Origin of the sequence: Janthinobacterium sp. PSRC1-1, from assembly GCF_049897525.1 — a bacterium.
In the GTDB taxonomy this organism is placed as follows: Bacteria; Pseudomonadota; Gammaproteobacteria; order Burkholderiales; family Burkholderiaceae_D; genus Janthinobacterium; species Janthinobacterium tructae.
In genome coordinates, this window is the sequence record NZ_JAFCWK010000001.1 from 314,243 (window position 1) to 333,633 (window position 19,391).

General features: G+C 62.3%; 18 protein-coding genes and 1 tRNA gene. 12 read left to right on the forward strand and 7 right to left on the reverse strand.

Features of this window, described 5'->3' with window-relative positions:
- Position 1: 1 nt before the first annotated feature.
- The 4 genes from ACP7DW_RS01435 to ACP7DW_RS01450 all read left to right on the forward strand — a co-directional run bounded on the left by ACP7DW_RS01435 (position 2) and on the right by ACP7DW_RS01450 (position 7,257).
- Positions 2–2,032 carry an ATP-binding protein gene (locus ACP7DW_RS01435; RefSeq protein ID WP_426053702.1) on the forward strand — a complete coding sequence of 677 codons (2,031 nt, stop codon included), beginning with the start codon at positions 2–4 and terminating at the stop codon, positions 2,030–2,032.
- A complete protein-coding gene (locus tag ACP7DW_RS01440) occupies positions 2,029–4,605 on the forward strand; it encodes an EAL domain-containing protein (protein ID WP_426053701.1) in 2,577 nt (858 codons plus the stop codon). The genes ACP7DW_RS01435 and ACP7DW_RS01440 overlap by 4 nt, the downstream gene beginning before the upstream one ends.
- A gap of 131 nt (positions 4,606–4,736) precedes the next feature.
- Positions 4,737–6,503 carry an Eco57I restriction-modification methylase domain-containing protein gene (locus tag ACP7DW_RS01445; protein ID WP_426053700.1) on the forward strand — a complete coding sequence of 589 codons (1,767 nt, stop codon included), beginning with the start codon at positions 4,737–4,739 and terminating at the stop codon, positions 6,501–6,503.
- A gap of 10 nt (positions 6,504–6,513) precedes the next feature.
- Positions 6,514–7,257: a PaeR7I family type II restriction endonuclease gene (locus ACP7DW_RS01450; RefSeq protein WP_426053699.1), complete on the forward strand. Its 744-nt coding sequence runs from the start codon at positions 6,514–6,516 to the stop codon at positions 7,255–7,257.
- Between the two features lie 27 nt (positions 7,258–7,284).
- Here ACP7DW_RS01450 and thiL read toward each other — a convergent pair whose 3' ends face one another.
- Positions 7,285–8,265 (reverse strand): thiamine-phosphate kinase, encoded by a 981-nt coding sequence (thiL, locus tag ACP7DW_RS01455; protein ID WP_426053698.1) that lies wholly within the window; start codon positions 8,263–8,265, stop codon positions 7,285–7,287.
- Positions 8,266–8,354: 89 nt separating this feature from the next.
- Between thiL and ACP7DW_RS01460 the strand changes: the two genes are divergently transcribed.
- Positions 8,355–8,960, forward strand: coding sequence for a hypothetical protein (locus tag ACP7DW_RS01460; RefSeq protein ID WP_426053697.1), 606 nt, complete (start codon positions 8,355–8,357; stop codon positions 8,958–8,960).
- Positions 8,961–8,962: 2 nt separating this feature from the next.
- Here the strand turns inward: ACP7DW_RS01460 and ACP7DW_RS01465 are convergent, their stop codons facing one another.
- A complete protein-coding gene (locus tag ACP7DW_RS01465; protein WP_426053696.1) occupies positions 8,963–9,484 on the reverse strand; it encodes a MarR family winged helix-turn-helix transcriptional regulator in 522 nt (173 codons plus the stop codon).
- Between the two features lie 120 nt (positions 9,485–9,604).
- On the opposite strand from ACP7DW_RS01465, the gene ACP7DW_RS01470 reads away from it, so the two are divergent.
- The 4 genes from ACP7DW_RS01470 to ACP7DW_RS01485 all read left to right on the forward strand — a co-directional run bounded on the left by ACP7DW_RS01470 (position 9,605) and on the right by ACP7DW_RS01485 (position 14,295).
- Positions 9,605–10,798 (forward strand): MFS transporter, encoded by a 1,194-nt coding sequence (locus ACP7DW_RS01470; protein WP_426053695.1) that lies wholly within the window; start codon positions 9,605–9,607, stop codon positions 10,796–10,798.
- 1 nt (position 10,799) lies between these two features.
- The gene (locus ACP7DW_RS01475; RefSeq protein ID WP_426053694.1) at positions 10,800–11,432 is read left to right on the forward strand and encodes an SMI1/KNR4 family protein; all 633 of its coding nucleotides are present in this window, start codon (positions 10,800–10,802) and stop codon (positions 11,430–11,432) included.
- A complete protein-coding gene (locus ACP7DW_RS01480; protein WP_426085186.1) occupies positions 11,425–11,784 on the forward strand; it encodes a hypothetical protein in 360 nt (119 codons plus the stop codon). The genes ACP7DW_RS01475 and ACP7DW_RS01480 overlap by 8 nt, the downstream gene beginning before the upstream one ends.
- Positions 11,785–11,976: 192 nt before the next feature.
- Complete coding sequence (locus tag ACP7DW_RS01485) at positions 11,977–14,295, forward strand: NADP-dependent malic enzyme (protein WP_298402473.1); 2,319 nt, start codon at positions 11,977–11,979, stop codon at positions 14,293–14,295.
- A gap of 60 nt (positions 14,296–14,355) precedes the next feature.
- Here ACP7DW_RS01485 and ACP7DW_RS01490 read toward each other — a convergent pair whose 3' ends face one another.
- The 4 genes from ACP7DW_RS01490 to ACP7DW_RS01505 form a co-directional block, all read right to left on the reverse strand.
- A complete protein-coding gene (locus tag ACP7DW_RS01490; protein WP_426053692.1) occupies positions 14,356–15,192 on the reverse strand; it encodes a universal stress protein in 837 nt (278 codons plus the stop codon).
- Positions 15,193–15,501: 309 nt separating this feature from the next.
- Positions 15,502–16,002 carry a hypothetical protein gene (locus ACP7DW_RS01495; RefSeq protein WP_426053691.1) on the reverse strand — a complete coding sequence of 167 codons (501 nt, stop codon included), beginning with the start codon at positions 16,000–16,002 and terminating at the stop codon, positions 15,502–15,504.
- Between the two features lie 64 nt (positions 16,003–16,066).
- Positions 16,067–16,813 carry a M56 family metallopeptidase gene (locus ACP7DW_RS01500; RefSeq protein ID WP_426053690.1) on the reverse strand — a complete coding sequence of 249 codons (747 nt, stop codon included), beginning with the start codon at positions 16,811–16,813 and terminating at the stop codon, positions 16,067–16,069.
- Positions 16,813–17,229: a GNAT family N-acetyltransferase gene (locus tag ACP7DW_RS01505; protein WP_298402465.1), complete on the reverse strand. Its 417-nt coding sequence runs from the start codon at positions 17,227–17,229 to the stop codon at positions 16,813–16,815. Before ACP7DW_RS01505 ends, ACP7DW_RS01500 begins: the two co-directional genes overlap by 1 nt.
- 128 nt (positions 17,230–17,357) lie before the next feature.
- Between ACP7DW_RS01505 and ACP7DW_RS01510 the strand changes: the two genes are divergently transcribed.
- From ACP7DW_RS01510 to ACP7DW_RS01520, 3 genes are all read left to right on the forward strand, one after another.
- On the forward strand, positions 17,358–17,750 hold the full coding sequence (locus ACP7DW_RS01510) for an Imm10 family immunity protein (RefSeq protein ID WP_071075376.1): 393 nt from the start codon (positions 17,358–17,360) through the stop codon (positions 17,748–17,750).
- Between the two features lie 65 nt (positions 17,751–17,815).
- The gene (locus ACP7DW_RS01515) at positions 17,816–18,394 is read left to right on the forward strand and encodes an NnrU family protein (RefSeq protein WP_426053689.1); all 579 of its coding nucleotides are present in this window, start codon (positions 17,816–17,818) and stop codon (positions 18,392–18,394) included.
- Positions 18,395–18,759: 365 nt separating this feature from the next.
- Positions 18,760–19,005 carry a hypothetical protein gene (locus tag ACP7DW_RS01520; protein ID WP_071075378.1) on the forward strand — a complete coding sequence of 82 codons (246 nt, stop codon included), beginning with the start codon at positions 18,760–18,762 and terminating at the stop codon, positions 19,003–19,005.
- A 190-nt stretch (positions 19,006–19,195) separates the two neighbouring features.
- Here ACP7DW_RS01520 and ACP7DW_RS01525 read toward each other — a convergent pair.
- Positions 19,196–19,282: transfer RNA gene (locus ACP7DW_RS01525), tRNA-Leu, on the reverse strand.
- Between the last annotated feature and the right edge of the window lie 109 nt (positions 19,283–19,391).

The following is a 19,391-nucleotide window of genomic DNA, read 5'->3' on the forward strand; positions in this document are numbered from 1 at the left end:
CATGCTGCGACTGCGTTCCATCCGCCACAAGCTGATGTCGGTGGTCTTGCTGACCAGCCTGGTGGCGCTCGTCATTTCGCTGGGCACCATCGTCGTCTACGACTTGCGCGCCTATCACCGCAACCTGGTGGCCGATATCAGTACCCAGGCCGAGCTGCTCGGGCACATGAGTTCGGCCGCGCTGGCCTTCGACGACGAACGCCTGGCGCAGGAAAACCTCAACCTGATGCGCATCCGCCCGCGCGTGACGGCCGGCGCCCTGTACAAGGCCGATGGCAGCCTGTTTGCCAGCTACCGCGCGAACGAGCGCGTGGGCGCGCTGCCGGCGAAGGTGGGCAAGGAAGGCGAAAGCATCGCCGGCAGCTCGGTGGAGTTGTTCAAGCCCATCGTCGACAATGGCGAGCTGCTGGGCACCGTGTATCTGCGCGCCGATTATGAGCTGTCCGGCCGCACGGCCGATTACCTGGCCATCGCGCTGGGCGTGACGGTGCTGGCGCTGCTGGTGGCCTTGCTGCTGCTGCGCCGCCTCGATTTCGTCATCACGCAGCCCATCCTCGATATCGCCGACGTGGCGCGCGAAGTGATCGAGACGGGCGACTACTCGCGCCGCGCGCGCAAGCTCAGCGACGACGAGGTGGCGCAGCTGGTTGATTCCTTCAACAAGATGCTGGCCGAGATCGAGCTGCGCACGCACGCGCTGGAACGCTCGAACGGCGAACTGGCGCGCGAGGGCGAGCAGCGCACCGAGGCGCAGCAGGAAGTCATGCGCCTGAACCAGGAACTGGAAGTGCGCGTGCACGAGCGCACGATGCAGCTGGAAATGACGAATGGCGAACTGGCCATGGCGATGGAAGAGGCGCGCAGCGCCAACTATGCCAAGTCGGCCTTCCTGTCGTCGATGAGCCATGAATTGCGCACGCCGCTCAACGCCATCCTGGGCTTCGCGCAAATCCTCAGTTCCGACCGCCTGCCGTCGACCCTGGAGCAAAAGAAGGAATTCGCCGGCCATATCCTCAAATCGGGGCGCCATTTGTTGACCTTGATCAATGAAATCCTCGACCTGGCAAAGGTCGAGTCGGGCACGGTCAGCCTGTCACTGGAACCGGTGGGCCTGGACGTCATCTTGCAGGAATGCCGCGACATGATCGCGCCGCTGGCCAGCCAGCGCGGCATCGGCATGGCCTTCCCCGATGCCTGCCCCCTCAACGTGCTGGCCGACCGCACGCGCCTCAAGCAAATTCTGTTGAACCTGCTGTCGAATGCGCTCAAGTACAACCGCGAGCAGGGGCAGGTGGCCATCGAGTGCGCGCCGCAGGCGGGCGGACGCGTGCGCATCAGCGTGCGCGACACGGGCGTGGGTCTCGATGCCGAACAACTGGCGCTGCTGTTCCAGCCCTTCAACCGGCTGGGGCAGGAGGGCGGCACGGAAGAAGGCAGCGGCATCGGCCTGGTGGTCACCAAGCGCCTGGTGGAACTGATGGATGGCAGCATCGGCGTCTCCAGCGCGCCGGGCGAGGGCAGCACCTTCTGGATCGAGCTGCGCGTGGTCGACGCCGTGCCCATTCCCGCCGCTGCGGCCTTGCCGCTGCCGGACCTGGCCGGCGCGCTGCTCGAGCACAGCGCCCCCGTCACCTTGCTGTACGTGGAAGACAATCCCGCCAACCTGATCCTGGTCGAGGAAATCGTGCGCTACTGCCCGCAATTGCAGCTGCTGACGGCAACCGATGGCCGCCTGGGCGTGGAGATGGCGCGCACGCATTTGCCGCAGCTGATCTTGATGGATATCAACCTGCCGCATGTGAACGGCACGGATGCGCTGAAACTGCTGCGCGCCGATCCGCGCACGGCGCACATCCCCGTCATCGCCCTGACGGCCAACGCCATGCCGGGCGACGTCGAGCGCAGCATGGCGCTGGGCTTTTATCGCTATCTGACCAAGCCGATCAACCTCGATGAATTTACCGAGGCGATCAACAGCACCCTGGCCTATGTGGCGCAGCAGCGCCGGCAAAAGGGAGCAGGCGCGCCATGATCAGCCAGGCCGATATCTATGCGGCGAAAATTCTCATCGTCGACGACCAGGACGTCAATCTGCGCCTGCTCGAGCATTTGCTGGGCAGCGGCGGCTACTCGGCCATCAGCAGCACCCTCGACGCGCACGCCGTGGCCGGACTGCACCAGCGCCACCAGTTTGACCTGATCATCCTCGACCTGGTGATGCCCGGCATGAGCGGCTACGACGTGATGGATGCCTTGCGTCCGCTGGAACTGGAAGGCTACCTGCCCGTGCTGGTGATCGCCGCCGACCCGGACGCCAAGCTGGCGGCGCTGGAAGCGGGCGCGCGCGACTTCATCAGCAAGCCCTTCGACGCGCTCGAAGTGCTCACGCGCATCCGCAACATGCTCGAAGTGCGGCTGCTGCACCGCGCCGCGCGTCACTACAACACCTTGCTCGAACGCACGGTGGGCCAGCGCACGGCCGAACTGCAGCGCTTTCGCGGCGCCATGGACGCCGCCACCGACGCCATCTTCCTGGTCGACGTGCTGGGCATGACCCTGGTCGACGTCAACGACGGCGCATGCCGCCTGCTCGGCTATGCGCGCGCCGAACTGCTGGCGCTGGCGCCAGGCACCTTGCTGCCGTCGCCGCCGGCCCCGCCCCTGGCCGCGCTGCCGGGCGGCACGGCCCACCTGGCCACGGACGTGACGGAATGCGAACTGCTGCGGCGCGACCTGAGCCCGGTGCCCGTGGAACTGGGCTGGCACTGGTATGCGCAGGCGCCCGTGGCGGGCGGGCCGTCCACGGGCGGCCTGCTGCTGATCGCCGTGGCGCGCGACATCAGCGAGCGGCGCCAGGCGCAGGAGCGCCTGAAGCACCTGGCCCACTACGATGGCTTGACGGGGCTGCCGAACCGCAGCCTGTTCTACCAGACGCTGGCCCAGGCCGTCGAACTGGCGCAGGAAAAAAGCTGGCGCATCGTGGTGCTGTTCATCGCGCTCGACCGCTTCAAAAGCATCAACGACACGCTGGGCGCGGCGCTGGGCGACGAGCTGCTGCGCCAGTTCAGCAACCGCCTGGTCGAATGCGTGCGCCTGCGCGACACGGTGGGGCGCCTGGGCAACGATGAATTCGCACTGATACTCACTATGAGCCGCAACCAGCAGGAAGCCGTGGCGGTAGCGAACCAGGTGCGCGAAGCCTTGCGCGCGCCGTTCGACTTGCGCGGCCACGCGGCCACCCTGACGGCCAGCATCGGCATCGCCATGTATCCGGACGACGCCACCGACCCGGAAACGCTGATCAAATACGCGAATACGGCCATGGGCGGCGCCAAGCAGGCGGGGCGCGACGGCTACCGCTTTTTCACGGCCGGCATGAACGTGCAGGTGCTGGCGCGCCTGGACCTGGAACTGGCGTTGCGCCATGCGCTCGAACACGAGCAGTTCATCCTCTACTACCAGCCGAAGGTGGACTTGCGCACGGGCCGCATCAGCGGCGTGGAAGCGCTGCTGCGCTGGCGCCGTCCCGGCTACGGCCTGGTGACGCCGGCCGAATTCGTGCCGGTGCTGGAAGACACGGGCCTGATCGTGCGCGTGGGCGCCTGGGTGATCCAGGCCGCCTGCCGCCAGATCGCCGAGTGGCGCGACAGCGAGGTGGGGCCTGTGCGCGTGGCCGTGAATGTGTCGAGCCGCCAGTTTGCCGAAGGCGACCTGGAAGGCGAAGTGACGCGCGCGCTGGCGCAGTATGGCGTGGCGCCGGAACTGCTGGAACTGGAGCTGACGGAAACGGCGCTGATGTCGAACGCCGAGCGCACCATCGTCGTGCTGGGCAAATTGAAGAAAATCGGCGTCAAGGTGGCCATCGACGATTTCGGCACCGGCTACTCGAGCCTCGCGTATTTGCAGCGTTTCCCCATCGACAAGCTGAAAATCGACATCGCCTTCGTGCGCAACATCACCAGCAACCCGAATGACGCGGCCATCGCGCTGGCCATCGTCAGCATGGCGCACAGTCTGAAACTGAGCGTGGTGGCCGAGGGCGTGGAATCGCGCCCGCAGCTCGAATACCTGCGGCGTAACCGCTGCGACGAGATCCAGGGCTTTTATTTCAGCCGCGCCCTGCCGGCGCTGGAACTGGGGCAGATGATCGCCGCCGGCGCGGGCCTGCCGCCTGGCCACGATCCCGCCGCCCAGCCGGCGCAAACCCTGCTCATCGTCGACGACGACGTCAACGTGCTGTCCTCGCTGCACCGCCTGTTCCGCCCCGAGGGCTACCAGATTCTCACGGCCAGCACGCCGGCCGAAGGCTTCGAAATGCTGGCCCTGCACAGGGTCCACGTGATCGTCTGCGACCAGCGCATGCCCAGCATGAGCGGCACGGAATTCTTGAGCAAAGTCAAAGAGCTGTACCCGGAAACCATCCGTATCATCCTGTCCGGCTACACGGGCCTCGAAGCGGTGCTCGACTCGATCAACCGGGGCGCCATTTACCGTTTTTATACGAAGCCGTGGGACGACACCCAGCTGCGCGACAACATCCGCCTGGCCTTCCAGCACTACTGGATGGTGAACCAGCCGGGGCTGGCGCGGGCGGCGGTGCGTTAGAGGTGACATCATCACGAACATTTGAGACCGGGATAGGGGCTTGTTAATTATAGATGTCTAAAATCCAATTTTCCTCATTCTTGCATTCTGATAGCGTTCGGGGTGAGCCGTTCGGCTGTTAGAATCGACGTTTGCCTTCTGCTGTTTTCTGGCATGCTCTGATCGGTTCGCTTCAATATATGACACTTGTACATCAACGTAAAAATTCCCAACAGCAACTCTCCCTTTCCGGCTTTGGGGCAAGCACAGCGATGTTTCACGGAACAAGTGATGCTCGGAGTATCGACGAACGAGGTGCCATTTTTACGCGGCGGGTCGTGGTCGACTTTATTCTCGACCTTGTCGGCTACACAGCTAATCTTGATCTCTACACGATGTCTCTTCTGGAGCCATCTTTCGGTGATGGGGATTTTCTTCTGCCAGCAATCGAGCGGCTGCTGGCAGCGCGTCATCGTGGTTTGCAGGCTGGCGAGGATATTGGCTCGATTGATCATTGCATCCAGGCGGTCGAGTTGCACGCTGAAAGCTATATTGTTACCAAAAATAAAATTATTGCTTTGCTGGAAAGCTCCAGTTTTCACAAAGATGAAGCGACCCGTATTGCCGGTATATGGCTCGTGCAGGGCGACTATCTTTTGGAAGAGCTTCGTCCGGAGTTTGACGTCATAGTTGGCAATCCCCCTTACGTGCGACAGGAGCTCATTCCCGGACCTTTGCTTGAAGAGTACCGCCGTCGCTTCACAACACTCTACGATAGAGCTGACTTGTATATTCCTTTCATCGAACGTTCACTTTACCTGTTAAAGGATAGGGGGCAGTTGAGTTTTATCTGCTCTGATCGCTGGATGAAGAATAAGTACGGTGGGCCACTGAGGGCTATGGTATCGAATGGTTTTCAATTGCGTGCGTACGTAGATATGGTGGATGCGGATGCGTTTCATTCGGAAGTGAGCGCATACCCGGCTATCACTGTTATTGCGAGAAATCGCCCTGGCCCTACCCGCATTGCGGAGCGGCCGGAACTGAATGAGAAGTTCTTGCGGAGTCTGGCACTTGCTTTCTGCGATCAAGGCGAAGTGAGTGACCTAGTCAGAGAAATAGTTGGAATTGTCTCGGGTAGTGCTCCATGGATACTTGATTCGTCGGATAAAACGTTACTCATTCGCCGACTTGAGGAGTCTTATCCTGCACTTGAGGAGGTTGGCTGCAAAGTGGGAATCGGTGTTGCTACTGGGGCAGACAAGGTTTTCATCGGGAAATTTGATGAACTGGATGTCGAAGTGGATAGAAAACTTCCTTTGGCTATGGCCAAGGATTTAGCGAGCGGTCATGTTGTTTGGCGCGGCTTTGGTGTGATTAATCCGTTTAACGATGAGGGGGGACTGGTTGATCTCGATAAATATCCAAAGCTTCGTCGTTATCTCGACAATCATCGAGAGCAAATCCTTGGCAGGCATGTAGCGAAAAAAAATCCTGGAAGTTGGTACAGAACAATTGACCGCATTACTCCATCATTATCTCATCGCCCCAAACTCCTTATTCCGGATATACGGGGAGATGCTCAAGTGGCATTTGAAGAAGGTCGCCTCTACCCCCATCACAATTTGTATTTTATTGTGTCGGATACATGGGATTTGAAAGCGTTGCAAGCAGTACTTTTATCGAATGTGGCACGCTTATTCATAGCTACTTATTCCACAAAAATGCGAGGCGGATATTTGAGGTTTCAAGCGCAATATCTACGCAGGATACGTTTGCCTCGTTGGGAGAGTGTATCCGCTCCAATGAGAGAGCGTTTAATCAACGCTGCTACAGAATTGAACTTTGAAGCATGTAACGAAGTTACCGCAGATCTTTATTTGCTAACCGAGCAGGAACGTTTTGCCCTTGCTCTTTGACTGAGAAATTATGGCTCTTGACCTTGCAAATTATCAACAAAAATCGGCAGATGCAATTAAGGCATTTTGGGGGAACCGGGAGAAGGCCAGGCAGAAACAGGTCGAGGCGGGTGTAATTGATCAGGGTGAGCGCGCGGGTGTGACTGGCGGTAAGAATCTTGATGGTTTTGTGTCGCTTATCCTGGATTTGGTGAACGCTAACGGACTATCTCATGCCGAAATCCATCAAGCCTCTTCCCTGGTGACGCTGCCAGGTTACTTTCGCCCAACCAAAAAATGGGATCTCCTGGTCATTCATAAAAAACGCCTTATCGCTGCCATTGAATTAAAGAGCCAGGTTGGGCCTTCATTTGGAAATAATTTCAATAATCGGACTGAAGAGGCAATAGGGACAGCTCACGATATCTGGACAGCCTATCGAGAAAATGCCTTTGGACTGCAACCCAAACCCTTTGTAGGGTGGCTGATGGTTGTCGAGGATGCACCAAAATCGCGCTCGCCAGTGCGGGACAAATCGCTACACTTCCCTGTTTTCGCAGAGTTTCAAGGCGCCTCTTATCTGAAACGATATGATGTATTGTGTCAGCGCCTGGTACAAGAACAGCTCTACACAGCTGCGTCAGTCATCGCTACGCCAAGGGATGCTATTGATAGTGGAGCGTACGTAGAGCTTTCCCAGCTGACAGGCCTGAAGAATTTCATTACATCTTTTGCTGGACACATTGCAATGGAAGCGGCAAGCGACGCGCAGTAACATAAATCTCGCAGTAACATCAATCTGTTACTCGCTGAAGTGGTCGAAAGAACTCAAGGCCAGATCCAGCGGCTGTTCCTTGGCATCGACCAGCCGCAAGCCTGATTGGGCATCGATGCGTCCGACCCGCGTGACGGGCGTGCCGCAGCTGGCCGCCAGCGCGGCGATGGCCTCGCGCGAGGAAGCCGGCGCCGTGAAGCACAGCTCGTAGTCGTCGCCGCCGGCGGCCGTGTAGCGGCGGCGTAGCTGCATGTCTTGCCGCGCCAGCACGGGGCCGGCAGGCAGGGCGTCGACGTCGAGTGTGGCGCCCACTTGCGACGCTTTCAAGATGTGCCCCAGGTCTCCCACCAGGCCGTCGGAAATGTCGATGGCCGCATGCGCCAGGCCCGCTTCGGCCAGCGCGCAACCGAGCGCCACGCGCGGCGAGGGCGTGTGCATGCGCGCACCAGCCATCAGCAGGTCGGCTGGCGCCAGCTCCTGTTCCACGCGGTAGCCGGCCAGCGCCAGGCGCGCGTCGCCCAGCGTGCCGCTGACCCAGATATCGTCACCCGCCACGGCCGCGCTGCGGCGCAGGGCCTGGTCCGGCGCCAGTTCGCCGAATACGGTGATGCAGATATTCAAAGGCCCCTTGGTGGTGTCGCCGCCGATCAGTTCGCAATTAAACGCGTCGGCCAGCGCAAACAGGCCTTCGGCAAAGCCGGCCAGCCAGGCGCGCTCGGCTTGCGGCAGCGCCAGCGCCAAAGTAAATGCCACGGGGCGCGCGCCCATGGCGGCCAGGTCGGACAGGTTCACGGCCAGGCTTTTATGCCCGAGCATGCGGGCGTCGGCGCCGGCAAAGAAGTGCCGGTCCTCGACCAGCATGTCCGACGAGATGGCGATCTGCTTGCCCGCCGCTGGCGTCATCAGCGCGCAATCGTCGCCGATGCCCAGGGTGGCGCGGCCGGGGCGCTGGCGCACGAAATAGTGTTTGATCAGGTCGAATTCGGAAAGCGCGTCGTGTGGGGCCATGGCGTAGTCTGTGCGTTGAGTGATGGTGTGGCCCGGCTATTATAGGCTGGCCTACAATACGGGTCTTTTCCACTGCCGAGCAACCTGCCATGCCCATTCTCGATATTCACGATCTGCTGCAATCCTGGCTCGACCACGGCTGGCTGCGCGACCCGCAAGCCGTCGGCCTGGCCTCCTTCGAGGCGCAGGAACTGGTGGCGTGGGGCTTCGACGCCATCAGCGACGGCGGCCAGCTGTGCCTGTACGAGGACGAGCGTCTGTTCCGCAGGGGCAAGCGATCGGTGCAGGCGTCGTTCAAGGCGTATCTGCAGCGCGGTCAGCTGGGCGCGAATGGCCTGGACCTCGGTTACCAGGTGCACCTTGCCGGTTTCCTGCGCGCGGCGCGGCAGCCCTTGCCGGCGTTTCGCGTGCTGCTGGAACAGGGAGGACGCAGCGGCGCCCTGTTGTTCGACAGTGGCCTGGTGCTGCAGTTTGCCGCCAATTTGCGCGGCAATCCCCGTCATTACTATCTGACCCTGGTCGAGGGCCACGTGGCCGACGCCCAGCTTCCCGACCGCGACAGCGATATCGACTTGCGCGCGGCCAGCGTGGGCCATGTCCAGGCCCTGTACGACAGCCGCGACCCTGCCGAACTGCAGCGCCTGGCGCGGCGCGGCAATGCGGCGCTGCGCGAGCTGGCGCAGCTGCTTTCCTAAACTTAAACTTTCTTCGCCTGCGCCATGCCCTGCAGCAGCTTGGCCAGCAATGCGTCGAGCTGGCGCTGCTCGTCCGAGTTCAAAGCCGAGAGCATGGCGCGTTCGTTCTCCACGTGCAGCAACACCAGCTTGTCAATCAGTGCCAATCCCTTCGGCGTCAGGGCCACCAGCACGCCGCGCCGGTCCGTCGGGTGCTTCTGGCGTTCGATCAGGCCTGCCGCTTCCAGCCGGTCGATGCGGTTGGTCATGCCGCCCGAGGACAGCATGGCCGCCTCGTACAGGGCCGTCGGCATCAAGCTGTAGGGCGCGCCCGAGCGGCGCAAGGTGGCCAGCACGTCGAATTCGCCCGGTTGCAAGCCATGTTCGGCAAACAGCGGGTTGAGCCAGTCGCGCGCCATCAGCTGCGCCACCGTGCCCAGCTGGCCCACCAGTTGCATGGCATGCGTATCCATCTGCGGTAATTCGCGCTGCCATTGTGCTGCGGCAAATTGCGCGCGCGTGTGTTCTTGCAGGGTAGTTGTCATGGGTATGCATGTATCTCGACCTCAAGATAGATTTCTATCTTTGTGTTAAGATACTTTTCATCGAGTCATAGTTGATGACGCATTAAACCATGTGCCTCCCAGCGAGGCAAGGACTATCCCATGCCTTCCACACGACCTGCCGCGTCCCCTTCTTCTTCCGCTTCCCCGGCCCTGCTGGTGGCCGCCATCATCCTGCTGGGCTTGAACCTGCGGCCCATCCTGGCCGCCATCGGCCCTTTGCTCGACAGCATCCAGGCCAGCACGGGCATCAGCAATGCCGACGCGGGCTTGCTGACCACCGTGCCCGTGTTCGCCATGGGCGTGTGCGCGCTGGCCGGTGCGCAGCTGCAGCGCCGGCTGGGCGTGGCGCGCGGCATCGGTATCGGCATCGCCATCATCGCTGCCGCCTGCGCGCTGCGCTGGCCCTTGCATGGCAGCGGCGGCCTGATCGCCACGGCAGCCCTGGGCGGCCTGGGCATCGCACTGGTGCAAGCCTTGCTGCCAGCCTTCATCAAGCGCCATTTTCCCGAACGGGCCGGGCAATTGATGGGGTTGTATACGACCGGCATCATGGGTGGCGCGGCCATTGCCGCCGCGTCCGCTTCACCGCTGGCGCAAAGCTGGGGCTGGAACGCGCTGCTGGCCTTGTGGGCGCTGCCTGCCGTGGCCGCCGCCCTGCTGTGGCGCCGCGCTGCCGCTGCGCACGTGGACGTGGCCAGCGGGGCGGGCGCCAGCCTGCCCGTGGGCAGTGGCCGCGCCTGGCTGCTGATGGTGTTTTTCGGCATCGGCACGGGCGCCTACACGCTGGTGCTGGCCTGGCTGCCGCCGTTTTACACGGAACTGGGCTGGAGCGCGGCCGACAGCGGCTTGCTGCTCGGTGGCTTGACCCTGGTGGAAGTGCTGGCGGGACTGGTGATTTCCAGCGTCATCCACCGCTTCCCCGACCGCCGCATCCTGCTGCTGGCCGTCTTGCTGTCCGTGCTGGGCGGCCTGGCTTGCCTGATCGTGGCGCCGGCGCAACTGGCGCTGCCCGCCGTGATCCTGCTGGGCTGCGGCATCGGTTCCCTGTTCCCCCTGTCGCTGATCGTCAGCATGGACCACGTGACGGAGCCGACCGGCGCCGGCGCGCTGCTGGGATTCGTGCAGGGCGGCGGCTACATCATCGCCAGCAGCATGCCCTTCATTGCCGGCCTGATCCGCCAGCACTCGTCCAGCCTGGCCCAGGCGTGGATGGTGATGGCCGCTGGCGTGGTGGTGTTATTGCTGATCGCCGTGCGTTTCGCGCCCGGTGCTCATCTGGCCCCGTCGCGTTAGCGTGCGCCTGCCGCGTGCCGGCAACTGCTATATTTCGGCCATGAACATCGTCGACCACTATTTAGCCGGCTTGCGCCAGGCCTTGCCGCCGGCGCCGCTGGCGGAGCTGGCCCTGGCCAGCGGCGCCAGCGCGGCGCAACTGGCCAGCCTGCGCCAAACGTATCCACTGTGCCCGGACAGCCTGCTGCGCTTGCTGGGCCAGTACAACGGCACCTATTATCAGGACTATGCCGGCGGCAGGGTGCTGGTGTACATGCTGGGCTCGGACGTGTTCGAGTATCCGTATTACCTGAGTTCGGTCGAACAGATCCTCAAGGATGGGCAGGCGAACCAGCGCAGCATCGCCGAGATCTATGGTCATTACCTGGACGACGATCCCGGCATTGTCGACGCCCGCATCGACGCCGGGGTCCGGCAGGGCGAGCGCCTGTGTTTTTCGCATTGCATGAACAATGGCGGCTCGTCGCGGCTGTATATCGATTTCACGCCCGCGGCGTCGGGCAAGGTGGGGCAGGTGGTGCGCTTCCTGCACGATCCCGATAGCTACCTGGTCATCGCCGACAGCTTCGACGCCTATCTGCACATGCTGATCGATGACGGCTATGCCTTCCTGACCGATGAAAATTTTGAATAGTCCGGCCGCGCCGTCGTCCCTGCTGCCCGCCAACCGCCGCATCGTGCTGTCCGGCGAGGATGCGCTGCGCATCCTGCGCGAGATCGAATTGCTGCTGCAGTCGCTGCATCACATCGGCCGCCATTATTATCCCAACGGCGACGATGACGGCGCCGATGCCTTGCGCCGCGCGCAGTATTGCGCGGAAACGACGCGCTTCATCGACGAGGAGCAAGCGACGACGCGCCTGGCGCGGATGCGCAGCATCCTGTCCGCAGCGTTCGACACCACCCTGGGCGCGGATGAGATGGACGATCTCGAGCGCGCCGTCGAGGCCTTGCCGCTGTGGCGTGCCCCTGGTCGTCTATCATAAAAACTAATTGAAATCTAAAATTTGATAGTTTTTCCTGCTCAGCACGTTTGTGCCGCCGGACGGCCTTACAATGCTAGGTTATGCGTTTTCGTGATATCAGACTGTGGCTAGCGGAAAATACCTAGCTAATTGAAAGAATCGGTCTGATAAAATCCGGAACACCCGATCGACCAAACAGGAAGGCTGCACAGCATGGATTCGTCATCTGATAAAAAAGAAGAATTGCGTCAACAATTGCGCTTGGCCGCACTCGAATATCACGAGTGCCCGCGCCCCGGCAAAATCAGCGTGACGCCCACCAAACAACTGACCAACCAGCGCGACCTGGCGCTGGCCTACTCGCCAGGTGTGGCAGCTCCGTGCGAAGAAATCGTCATCGATCCGGCGAATGCCTATAAATATACGGCGCGCGGCAACCTGGTGGCCGTCATCACCAACGGCACGGCCGTGCTGGGACTGGGCAATATCGGCCCGCTGGCCGCCAAGCCGGTGATGGAAGGCAAGGGCGTGCTGTTCAAGAAATTCGCCGGCATCGACGTCTTCGACATCGAAATCAACGAGATGGACCCGGACAAGCTGGTCGACATCATCGCTTCGCTGGAACCGACCTTCGGCGGCGTGAACCTGGAAGACATCAAGGCGCCCGAGTGCTTCTACATCGAGCGCCAGCTGCGCGACCGCATGAAGATTCCCGTCTTCCATGACGACCAGCACGGCACCGCCATCATCGTCGGCGCGGCCATCCTGAACGGCCTGAAAGCCGTCGGCAAGAAAATCGAGGATTGCAAACTGGTCGTGTCGGGCGCGGGCGCCGCGGCGCTGGCCTGCCTGGACCTGATCGTCGACCTGGGCTTCCCGCTGAAAAACATCTACGTCACCGACCTGGCCGGCGTCGTCTACAAGGGCCGCACGGAACTGATGGACCCGGACAAGGAACGCTTCGCGCAAGACACGCCGCTGCGCACCCTGGGTGAAGTCATCCCGGACGCCGACATCTTCCTTGGCGTATCCGCCGGCGGCGTGCTGAAGCAAGACATGGTGCGCAAGATGGCGCCGAACCCGCTGATCCTGGCGCTGGCCAATCCGAATCCGGAAATCCTGCCGGAAGAAGTCAAGGCCGTGCGCAGCGACGCCATCATCGCCACGGGCCGTTCGGACTATCCGAACCAGGTCAACAATGTGCTGTGCTTCCCGTACATCTTCCGCGGCGCCCTCGATTGCGGCGCGACGACGATCACGCGCGAAATGGAAATCGCCGTGGTGCACGCGATCGCCGACCTGGCGCATGCCGAGCAGTCCGACATCGTCGCCACCACCTACGGCATCAGCAACCTGTCGTTCGGTCCTGAATACCTGATTCCGATGCCGTTCGATCCGCGTTTGCTGATCAAGATCGCGCCAGCGGTGGCCAAGGCGGCCGAGGAATCGGGCGTCGCCACGCGTCCGATCAAGGACTTGCAAGCGTACGCGGACAGCCTGCAGCAATTCGTCTACCGCAGCGGCACTTTCATGAAGCCGCTGTTCCTGATGGCCAAATCCACGCCGGCCGAACTCAAACGCATCGTCTACGCCGAAGGCGAAGAGGAGCGCGTGCTGCGCGCCGTGCAAGTGGTGGTCGATGAAAAACTGGCGCGTCCTATCCTGGTGGGCCGTCCACCCGTGCTCGAAGCGCGCATCCAGAAGTTCGGCCTGCGTCTCAAGCAAGGCGTCGACTTCGACGTCATCAACCCGGACTTCGACGAGCGCTATCGCGATTACTGGAACACGTATTACGCGATGACCAGCCGCAAAGGCGTCACCGAGGAATACGCGAAGCTGGAAATGCGCCGCCGCCATACCCTGATCGGTTCGATGATGATCCACAAGGGCGATGCCGACGGCATGATCTGCGGCACTTTCGGCACCACCCAGCTGCACCTGAAATACATCGACCAGGTGCTGGGCAAGCGCGCCGGCAGCAATGTCTACGCGGCCATGAACGTCCTGATCATGCCGGAGCGCCAGCTGGTGATGGTCGACACGCACGTCAACGAAAACCCGGACGCCGGGCAATTGGCCGAGATCACCATCATGGCCGCCGAAGAGATGACCCGTTTCGGCCTGTCGCCGCGCGCGGCCCTGCTGTCGCATTCGAACTTCGGTTCCAGCGACAGCGCCTCGGCGCAAAAGATGCGCGCCGCGCTGGCCATCATCAAGGAACGCGCGCCGGACCTGGAAATCGACGGCGAAATGCACGGCGATACGGCCCTCGACAGCAAGCTGCGTGAAAAAATCATGCCAAACTCGGCACTGAAGCACGATGCCAACCTGCTGGTCATGCCGAATATCGAGTCGGCCAACATCGCCTACAACCTGGTGAAAACGGCCGCCGGCAACGGTATCGCCGTGGGCCCGATCCTGCTCGGCTGCGCCAAGCCTGTGCACATCCTGACGCCATCGGCCACCGTGCGCCGTATCGTCAACATGACGGCCTTGTGCGTCGTCGATGCCGTAGCGCAACGTAAAGTCTAAGCGCTAGCTGTTCTTCGGTAAAAGCCGCGCCATCCGCCAGGGTGGCGCGGTTTTTTTACGTCAGTGCGCCATCAGCACGGGCAAGGTCATCTGGCGCAAGACGGTTTCCGTCACGCCGCCCAGCAGGATTTCGCGGAAGCGCGCGTGGCCGTAGCCGCCCATCACCAGCAGGTTCGCCTGCACCTCGGCGGCCATGGCCAGCAGCGCCGCGCCGATGTCGCCCGTGGCGATGGCGGGACGCACTTCGACGGGCACGCCATGGCGGCTCAGGTAGGCGGCGATGTCGGCGCCCGGATGGCGGGCCGGCTGCGCATGGCCGGCCGGCGGGTGCAGCAGGGCCAGCACCACCAGGCGCGCCGCGCGCAAGAGCGGCAGGGCGTGGCCGATGGCGCGCGTCGCTTCCATGCTGCCATCCCAGGCCACCACCACGGTGTTGTTGACTTCCGTAAATTGTCCGCTGCGCGGCACGATCAGCACGGGGCGGGCCGCGTTGAGCATCACATACGGCACCAGGTCGCTCATGGCGCCGGGCAGCGCTTCGCTGGCGTCGTGCTGGCTGAGCACCGTCAAGTCGCTGTAGCGGGCGCTGACGGCCATGCCGCCATCTGCATCGTCTTCGATCAGGCGCCGCTCGAGCGAGACGGCGCCGGCCTGGCGCGCCAGCGTTTCGAACTGATCCAGCGCCTGCTCCGCCTGCCCGTGCAGCGCGTTGATCTGCGCCGCCACGGCGCCGCCGCGCATGCCACGGTTGTTTTCCAGGGTAAAGCGCGACAGGCCCGTCATCGCCGCGCCGATCAGGTGCGCCTGCTGCGCGTGCGCCAGCCGCGCCGCGATGGCGATGCGCTGCGGCGCATGGCGCGACAGGTCGGCGTGGACGAGGATGGATTTGTAAGCCATGGTGTCACTCGGTAGTCAGGATGGCAACAAGGCTAGAACGGCAACACGGGCAAGTCCAGCATTGCCGTGCCGGATGGCGGTTTTCTTATGCTGAACTTGATATGGGTCAAAAAAACACGGGCCATGGCCATCTGCAAGGTCTTCGCCAATAAATGGTGAGCTATTTGATGTGCATCAAAATGCCGATCCCCCTGCCGGCGATAATGGTCTCGAACTCCTTGCCCTTCCAGTGGTCTGCATCGGCGCCGGCGCCATCTGTCCGGCACTTTCTTGTGTGACGCAACAACGCTGGCCGTGGCGGGAGTTCACTTAATTGTAGGGCTGCAAGTCCAGCCACACGGCATACGACAGGCGCTTGCCGTTCCACAGGCCGCCGCCGCGGATGACGGCGTCGCACGAGGTCAGCTGGCCGACCAGGTCCTGGCGGCCCAGGTTGCGGCGCAGGCGCAGGGCGTCGTTGTGCGACAGGTAGCCGACCAGCTGGCCATCGATGAAGACGGCGATGGCCTTGTCCTGGAACGGATTGGCGTCGTCGCAGACGAGCAGGGCCAGGCATTTTTCTTCCGCGTTGCCGGGGCCGTGTTCGCCGGCCAGTGTGGCGATGGCGGGTTGGTACATCGCTTCGTTTTCCACTTCCGACGCAAAGCGCCCCTCGTCGTTCCAGTGGTGCGCCGGTGCGCCTGCGGGAATCGCCGGCACATACTGGCGCACGGACATGAGTGGCTTGTGCAGCGGTTTGGCGGGCGTGCGGCCGCTGAAGACGTAGTACAGCAGGGCGATGACGATCACGATGGCAAGCAGGTAAAGCATGGTATCTCTCTGATTTCTAAGGGGGGAGCCGGGAACTCGGGCGCGCCGCGCGGCGTTGCCGCTACTATAGCAAGTTCGCCGCCGGCTTCCCGGTAAATCTGGCCATCAGATGGCGGCGCCGGCGCAGTGCGCGCGGGTCGCCCAGCACGATGGGTGCGGCGCCCGTCAAGCCCGAGTAATACTGGCCGTGCCGACGCAGCACCGTGGCATAGTCGCGCAACGCGTGGCCGTGCGCCAGCATGCGCGCGTCGCAATCGACTTCGATGGCAAAGCGCAGCCGGTGCAGCTGCCACCACAGGGGCAGGTTCCACGGCATGAGCACGATCAAGGCGTAGGCCAGGGCCAGCAGCTGCGGGTCGCGCGCTGCCAGCCGGCATTGTGCGTGTGCCAGCAGCAGCGCCTGTTGTCGGGGAGGAATCAGTTGCAGCCAGACGGGCATCACGATGCGCGGCCGCAGCAGGCCCGCCACGCAGGGGCCGATGCCGCCGCTCAAGTACACGGGGGTGCCCAGTAACGATGTTTTCTGCCAGCGGCGCTGGTGCGACAGCAGCCAGACGCTGCGTAGCGCCAGCAGTATCAGCATGCCGCTGGATAAGACAAACCAGCCCAGTTTCAGCTGCGCCTGCTCCGGCGGCATGGCCGCCAGCACGCCGGGCAGCCACGCCAGGGGCGCGATGGCCGACGCGGCGATGGCCGCCAGCCACAGCCAGCGCGTCGTGCGTCCGCGCCGCTGCAGCAGGCGCTCGGCGCGCCAGGCGGCGGCGCTCAGCAGCAGCGCCAGCGCCATGCTGGCAGCCAGCCAGGCCGGCACTAGCGTACCAGCGCCATGCCGACGGAGGCGGGCGCCGTGTGCCTGAAACCGAATTGCGCATACAGGTCTTGCGCCTGGCCATCGGCGATCAGGCTGACATACGCGCTTGGCGGCACGTCCGTCTCGATGAATTGCATGATCTCGCGCATGATGCGCTTGCCCAGGCCCTTGCCCTGGTGGGCCGGCAGCACGGCGATATCGACCACCTGAAAGAAGCAGCCGCCATCGCCGATGATGCGGCCCATGCCCACCACCTCGTCGCCCAGCAGCACTTGCACGGCAAACAGGGAGTTGGGCAAGCCCTTGGCCGCCGCCTCCGTGCTTTTCGCGCTCAGGCCGGCGGCAACGCGCAGCAGCTGGTAGGTGGCGATGGCGGGAATGGCCAGGCGGATGGTGTAGGGCGATGTTGCGGTCAAGGCGCTCTCCTGTGCAATATGGATGGAATGACCATTATAGGCGGCACGCTTTATTCGCCGCGCGCCATGTTGTTTGCAGCGCTTTTGCGCTATGGTGGCGTCATCCCCCTATTTGTTGAAAGCACGCCATGTCCGCAGGATTTACCGCCACCGAGTTGTCCGTCATGAATGAAGACGACGCCCTGATCACCACCCTGGCCGCGCCGGCCGGCAAAGGCGAACCCGTCTACCTGATGCTGCAGCGCGCCGACGAGTATGACGAGCAGGACGTCGCCATGGGCATGGACGAACCCTATATTGAATATGGCGGCCAGGAATTTGCCTGGTATGGCCACATGCATGCCGTGATCCTGCATCCGAACCGCTTGTCCGTGCAGATGGATGCCGAGGCGGCCATGCAGATGGATGACGATGGCCAGATCGACGTGCGTTTCAACCTGACGCCGGAGCGCTACGCCCAGCTGCAGCAGGCGCTGCGCACCACGTTCGAGGGCTGCGACTACTATCGCGAGGAACGTTGATCTGGGCGGACGACGCCGGCCATGGCGTCGTCTATGCTCGCTGCTATTGACTGGAAGGGAAGACGATGACGGTGCTGATACTCGGTTTGCTGCTGTTCCTGGGCTTGCACTCGGTGCGCATCGTCGCCGACGGCTGGCGCAGCGCCCAACTGGCGCGTCTCGGCGAAAAGCGCTGGAAGGGGCTGTATTCGCTCGTGGCGTTTGCCGGGCTGGGCCTGATCATCTGGGGCTATGCCCTGGCGCGCCAGCACGCGCTGGTGCTGTGGACGCCGCCCATGGGCTTGCGCCACGCCAGCGGTCTGCTGATGCTGTTCTCGCTGATTTTACTGGCGGCGGCCAATGTGCCGCGCAACCGCATCAAGACCTGGGTGCACCACCCCATGCTGCTGGGCACCCAACTCTGGGCCGTGGCGCATCTGCTGGCCAACGGCAGCGTGGCCGACGTGCTGCTGTTCGGCGGCTTCCTCGCCTGGTCGTCAGTGGATCTGCATGCCGCCGTGCGACGCGACCGAGCGGCCGGCACCCGCTACCAGGGCGGCACCATGCCAGGCACCTTGATCGCCATCGGCGCCGGGGTCGCGCTGTGGCTGCTGCTGGCGTTCTGGCTGCACGGCGTGCTGTTTGGCGTACGGCCGTTCGGCTAGCCGGAGGAGGCGGCTTCCCTGCTGCTGTGCCCGCGCCCTTGTTCCCGGCCAATCACGGCAAGCAGATAGCCAAATGGTCATCTTGCATGGTTTTCAACTGGGACATTTTGTCTCGATGTATGGAAATTGTTTTGAAGTAGTATGCTTCAGAACGTACAGCAGCATCCTTGCATCGCAGTCGCTGACGTTGTCTCCTCTCTGGCCCATCACTGCGCCCGCTGCCATTGTTATTTCATAGGTGGCTATAATGAAAGAGTCAAACAGGATGCCTGGGGGATGGTTGGAACAGAAGCTGCCGAAGCAGCGTTTTGAGGCAGTGCTCCTTACGATAGATAGTGTCAAGTAATAGACTGGAAATACGCAAAATGATCGATTGGACCCCCATAGTCTTAGTTACCTTCAAGGCTCTCGTGCTCGGCACGGGCATGTTCTTCGCCATCAAGTGGCATTACGATCAAGGGAAGAAGGATCAGGATAAGGCGAAGCAGAATCGCGCGGTGCTGCGCGCCAGCGGCAAGGTGGTCGCAGTCTTCATGCTGTTGCTCCTGGCCTTGGGGATCGTCACCTTCTTCGTTGTCAGGATGGCCGGTCTGGAAATGAGCTACTCATGATGGCAAGGAATCACCGGCAGATGCAGTGATGCTGCCAGGGCAGCAGCGGCAGGCGGGTCATGGCGCGCCTCGCTGCAGCGCTATCGGAAACAATCGCTGGTGCTCGGAATGAACGGACAAGAAAAAAGCCACTAAATCCTTGATTACATTGGATTTAATGGCTTTATCGGTACTTCTTTGATGTGTTCTGTGGTGCCGGGAGCCGGAATCGAACCGGCACGCTGTTTCCAGCGCGGGATTTTGAGTCCCGTGCGTCTACCTATTCCGCCATCCCGGCAACGCGAGACGCATTATCACTGATTTGTCACAATCTGGCAAGTTTTATGCTTGGCGTGTGTTTTACACCAGCATGTAGCATCCTTGGAGACGCTGATTCCAGCGCAAGA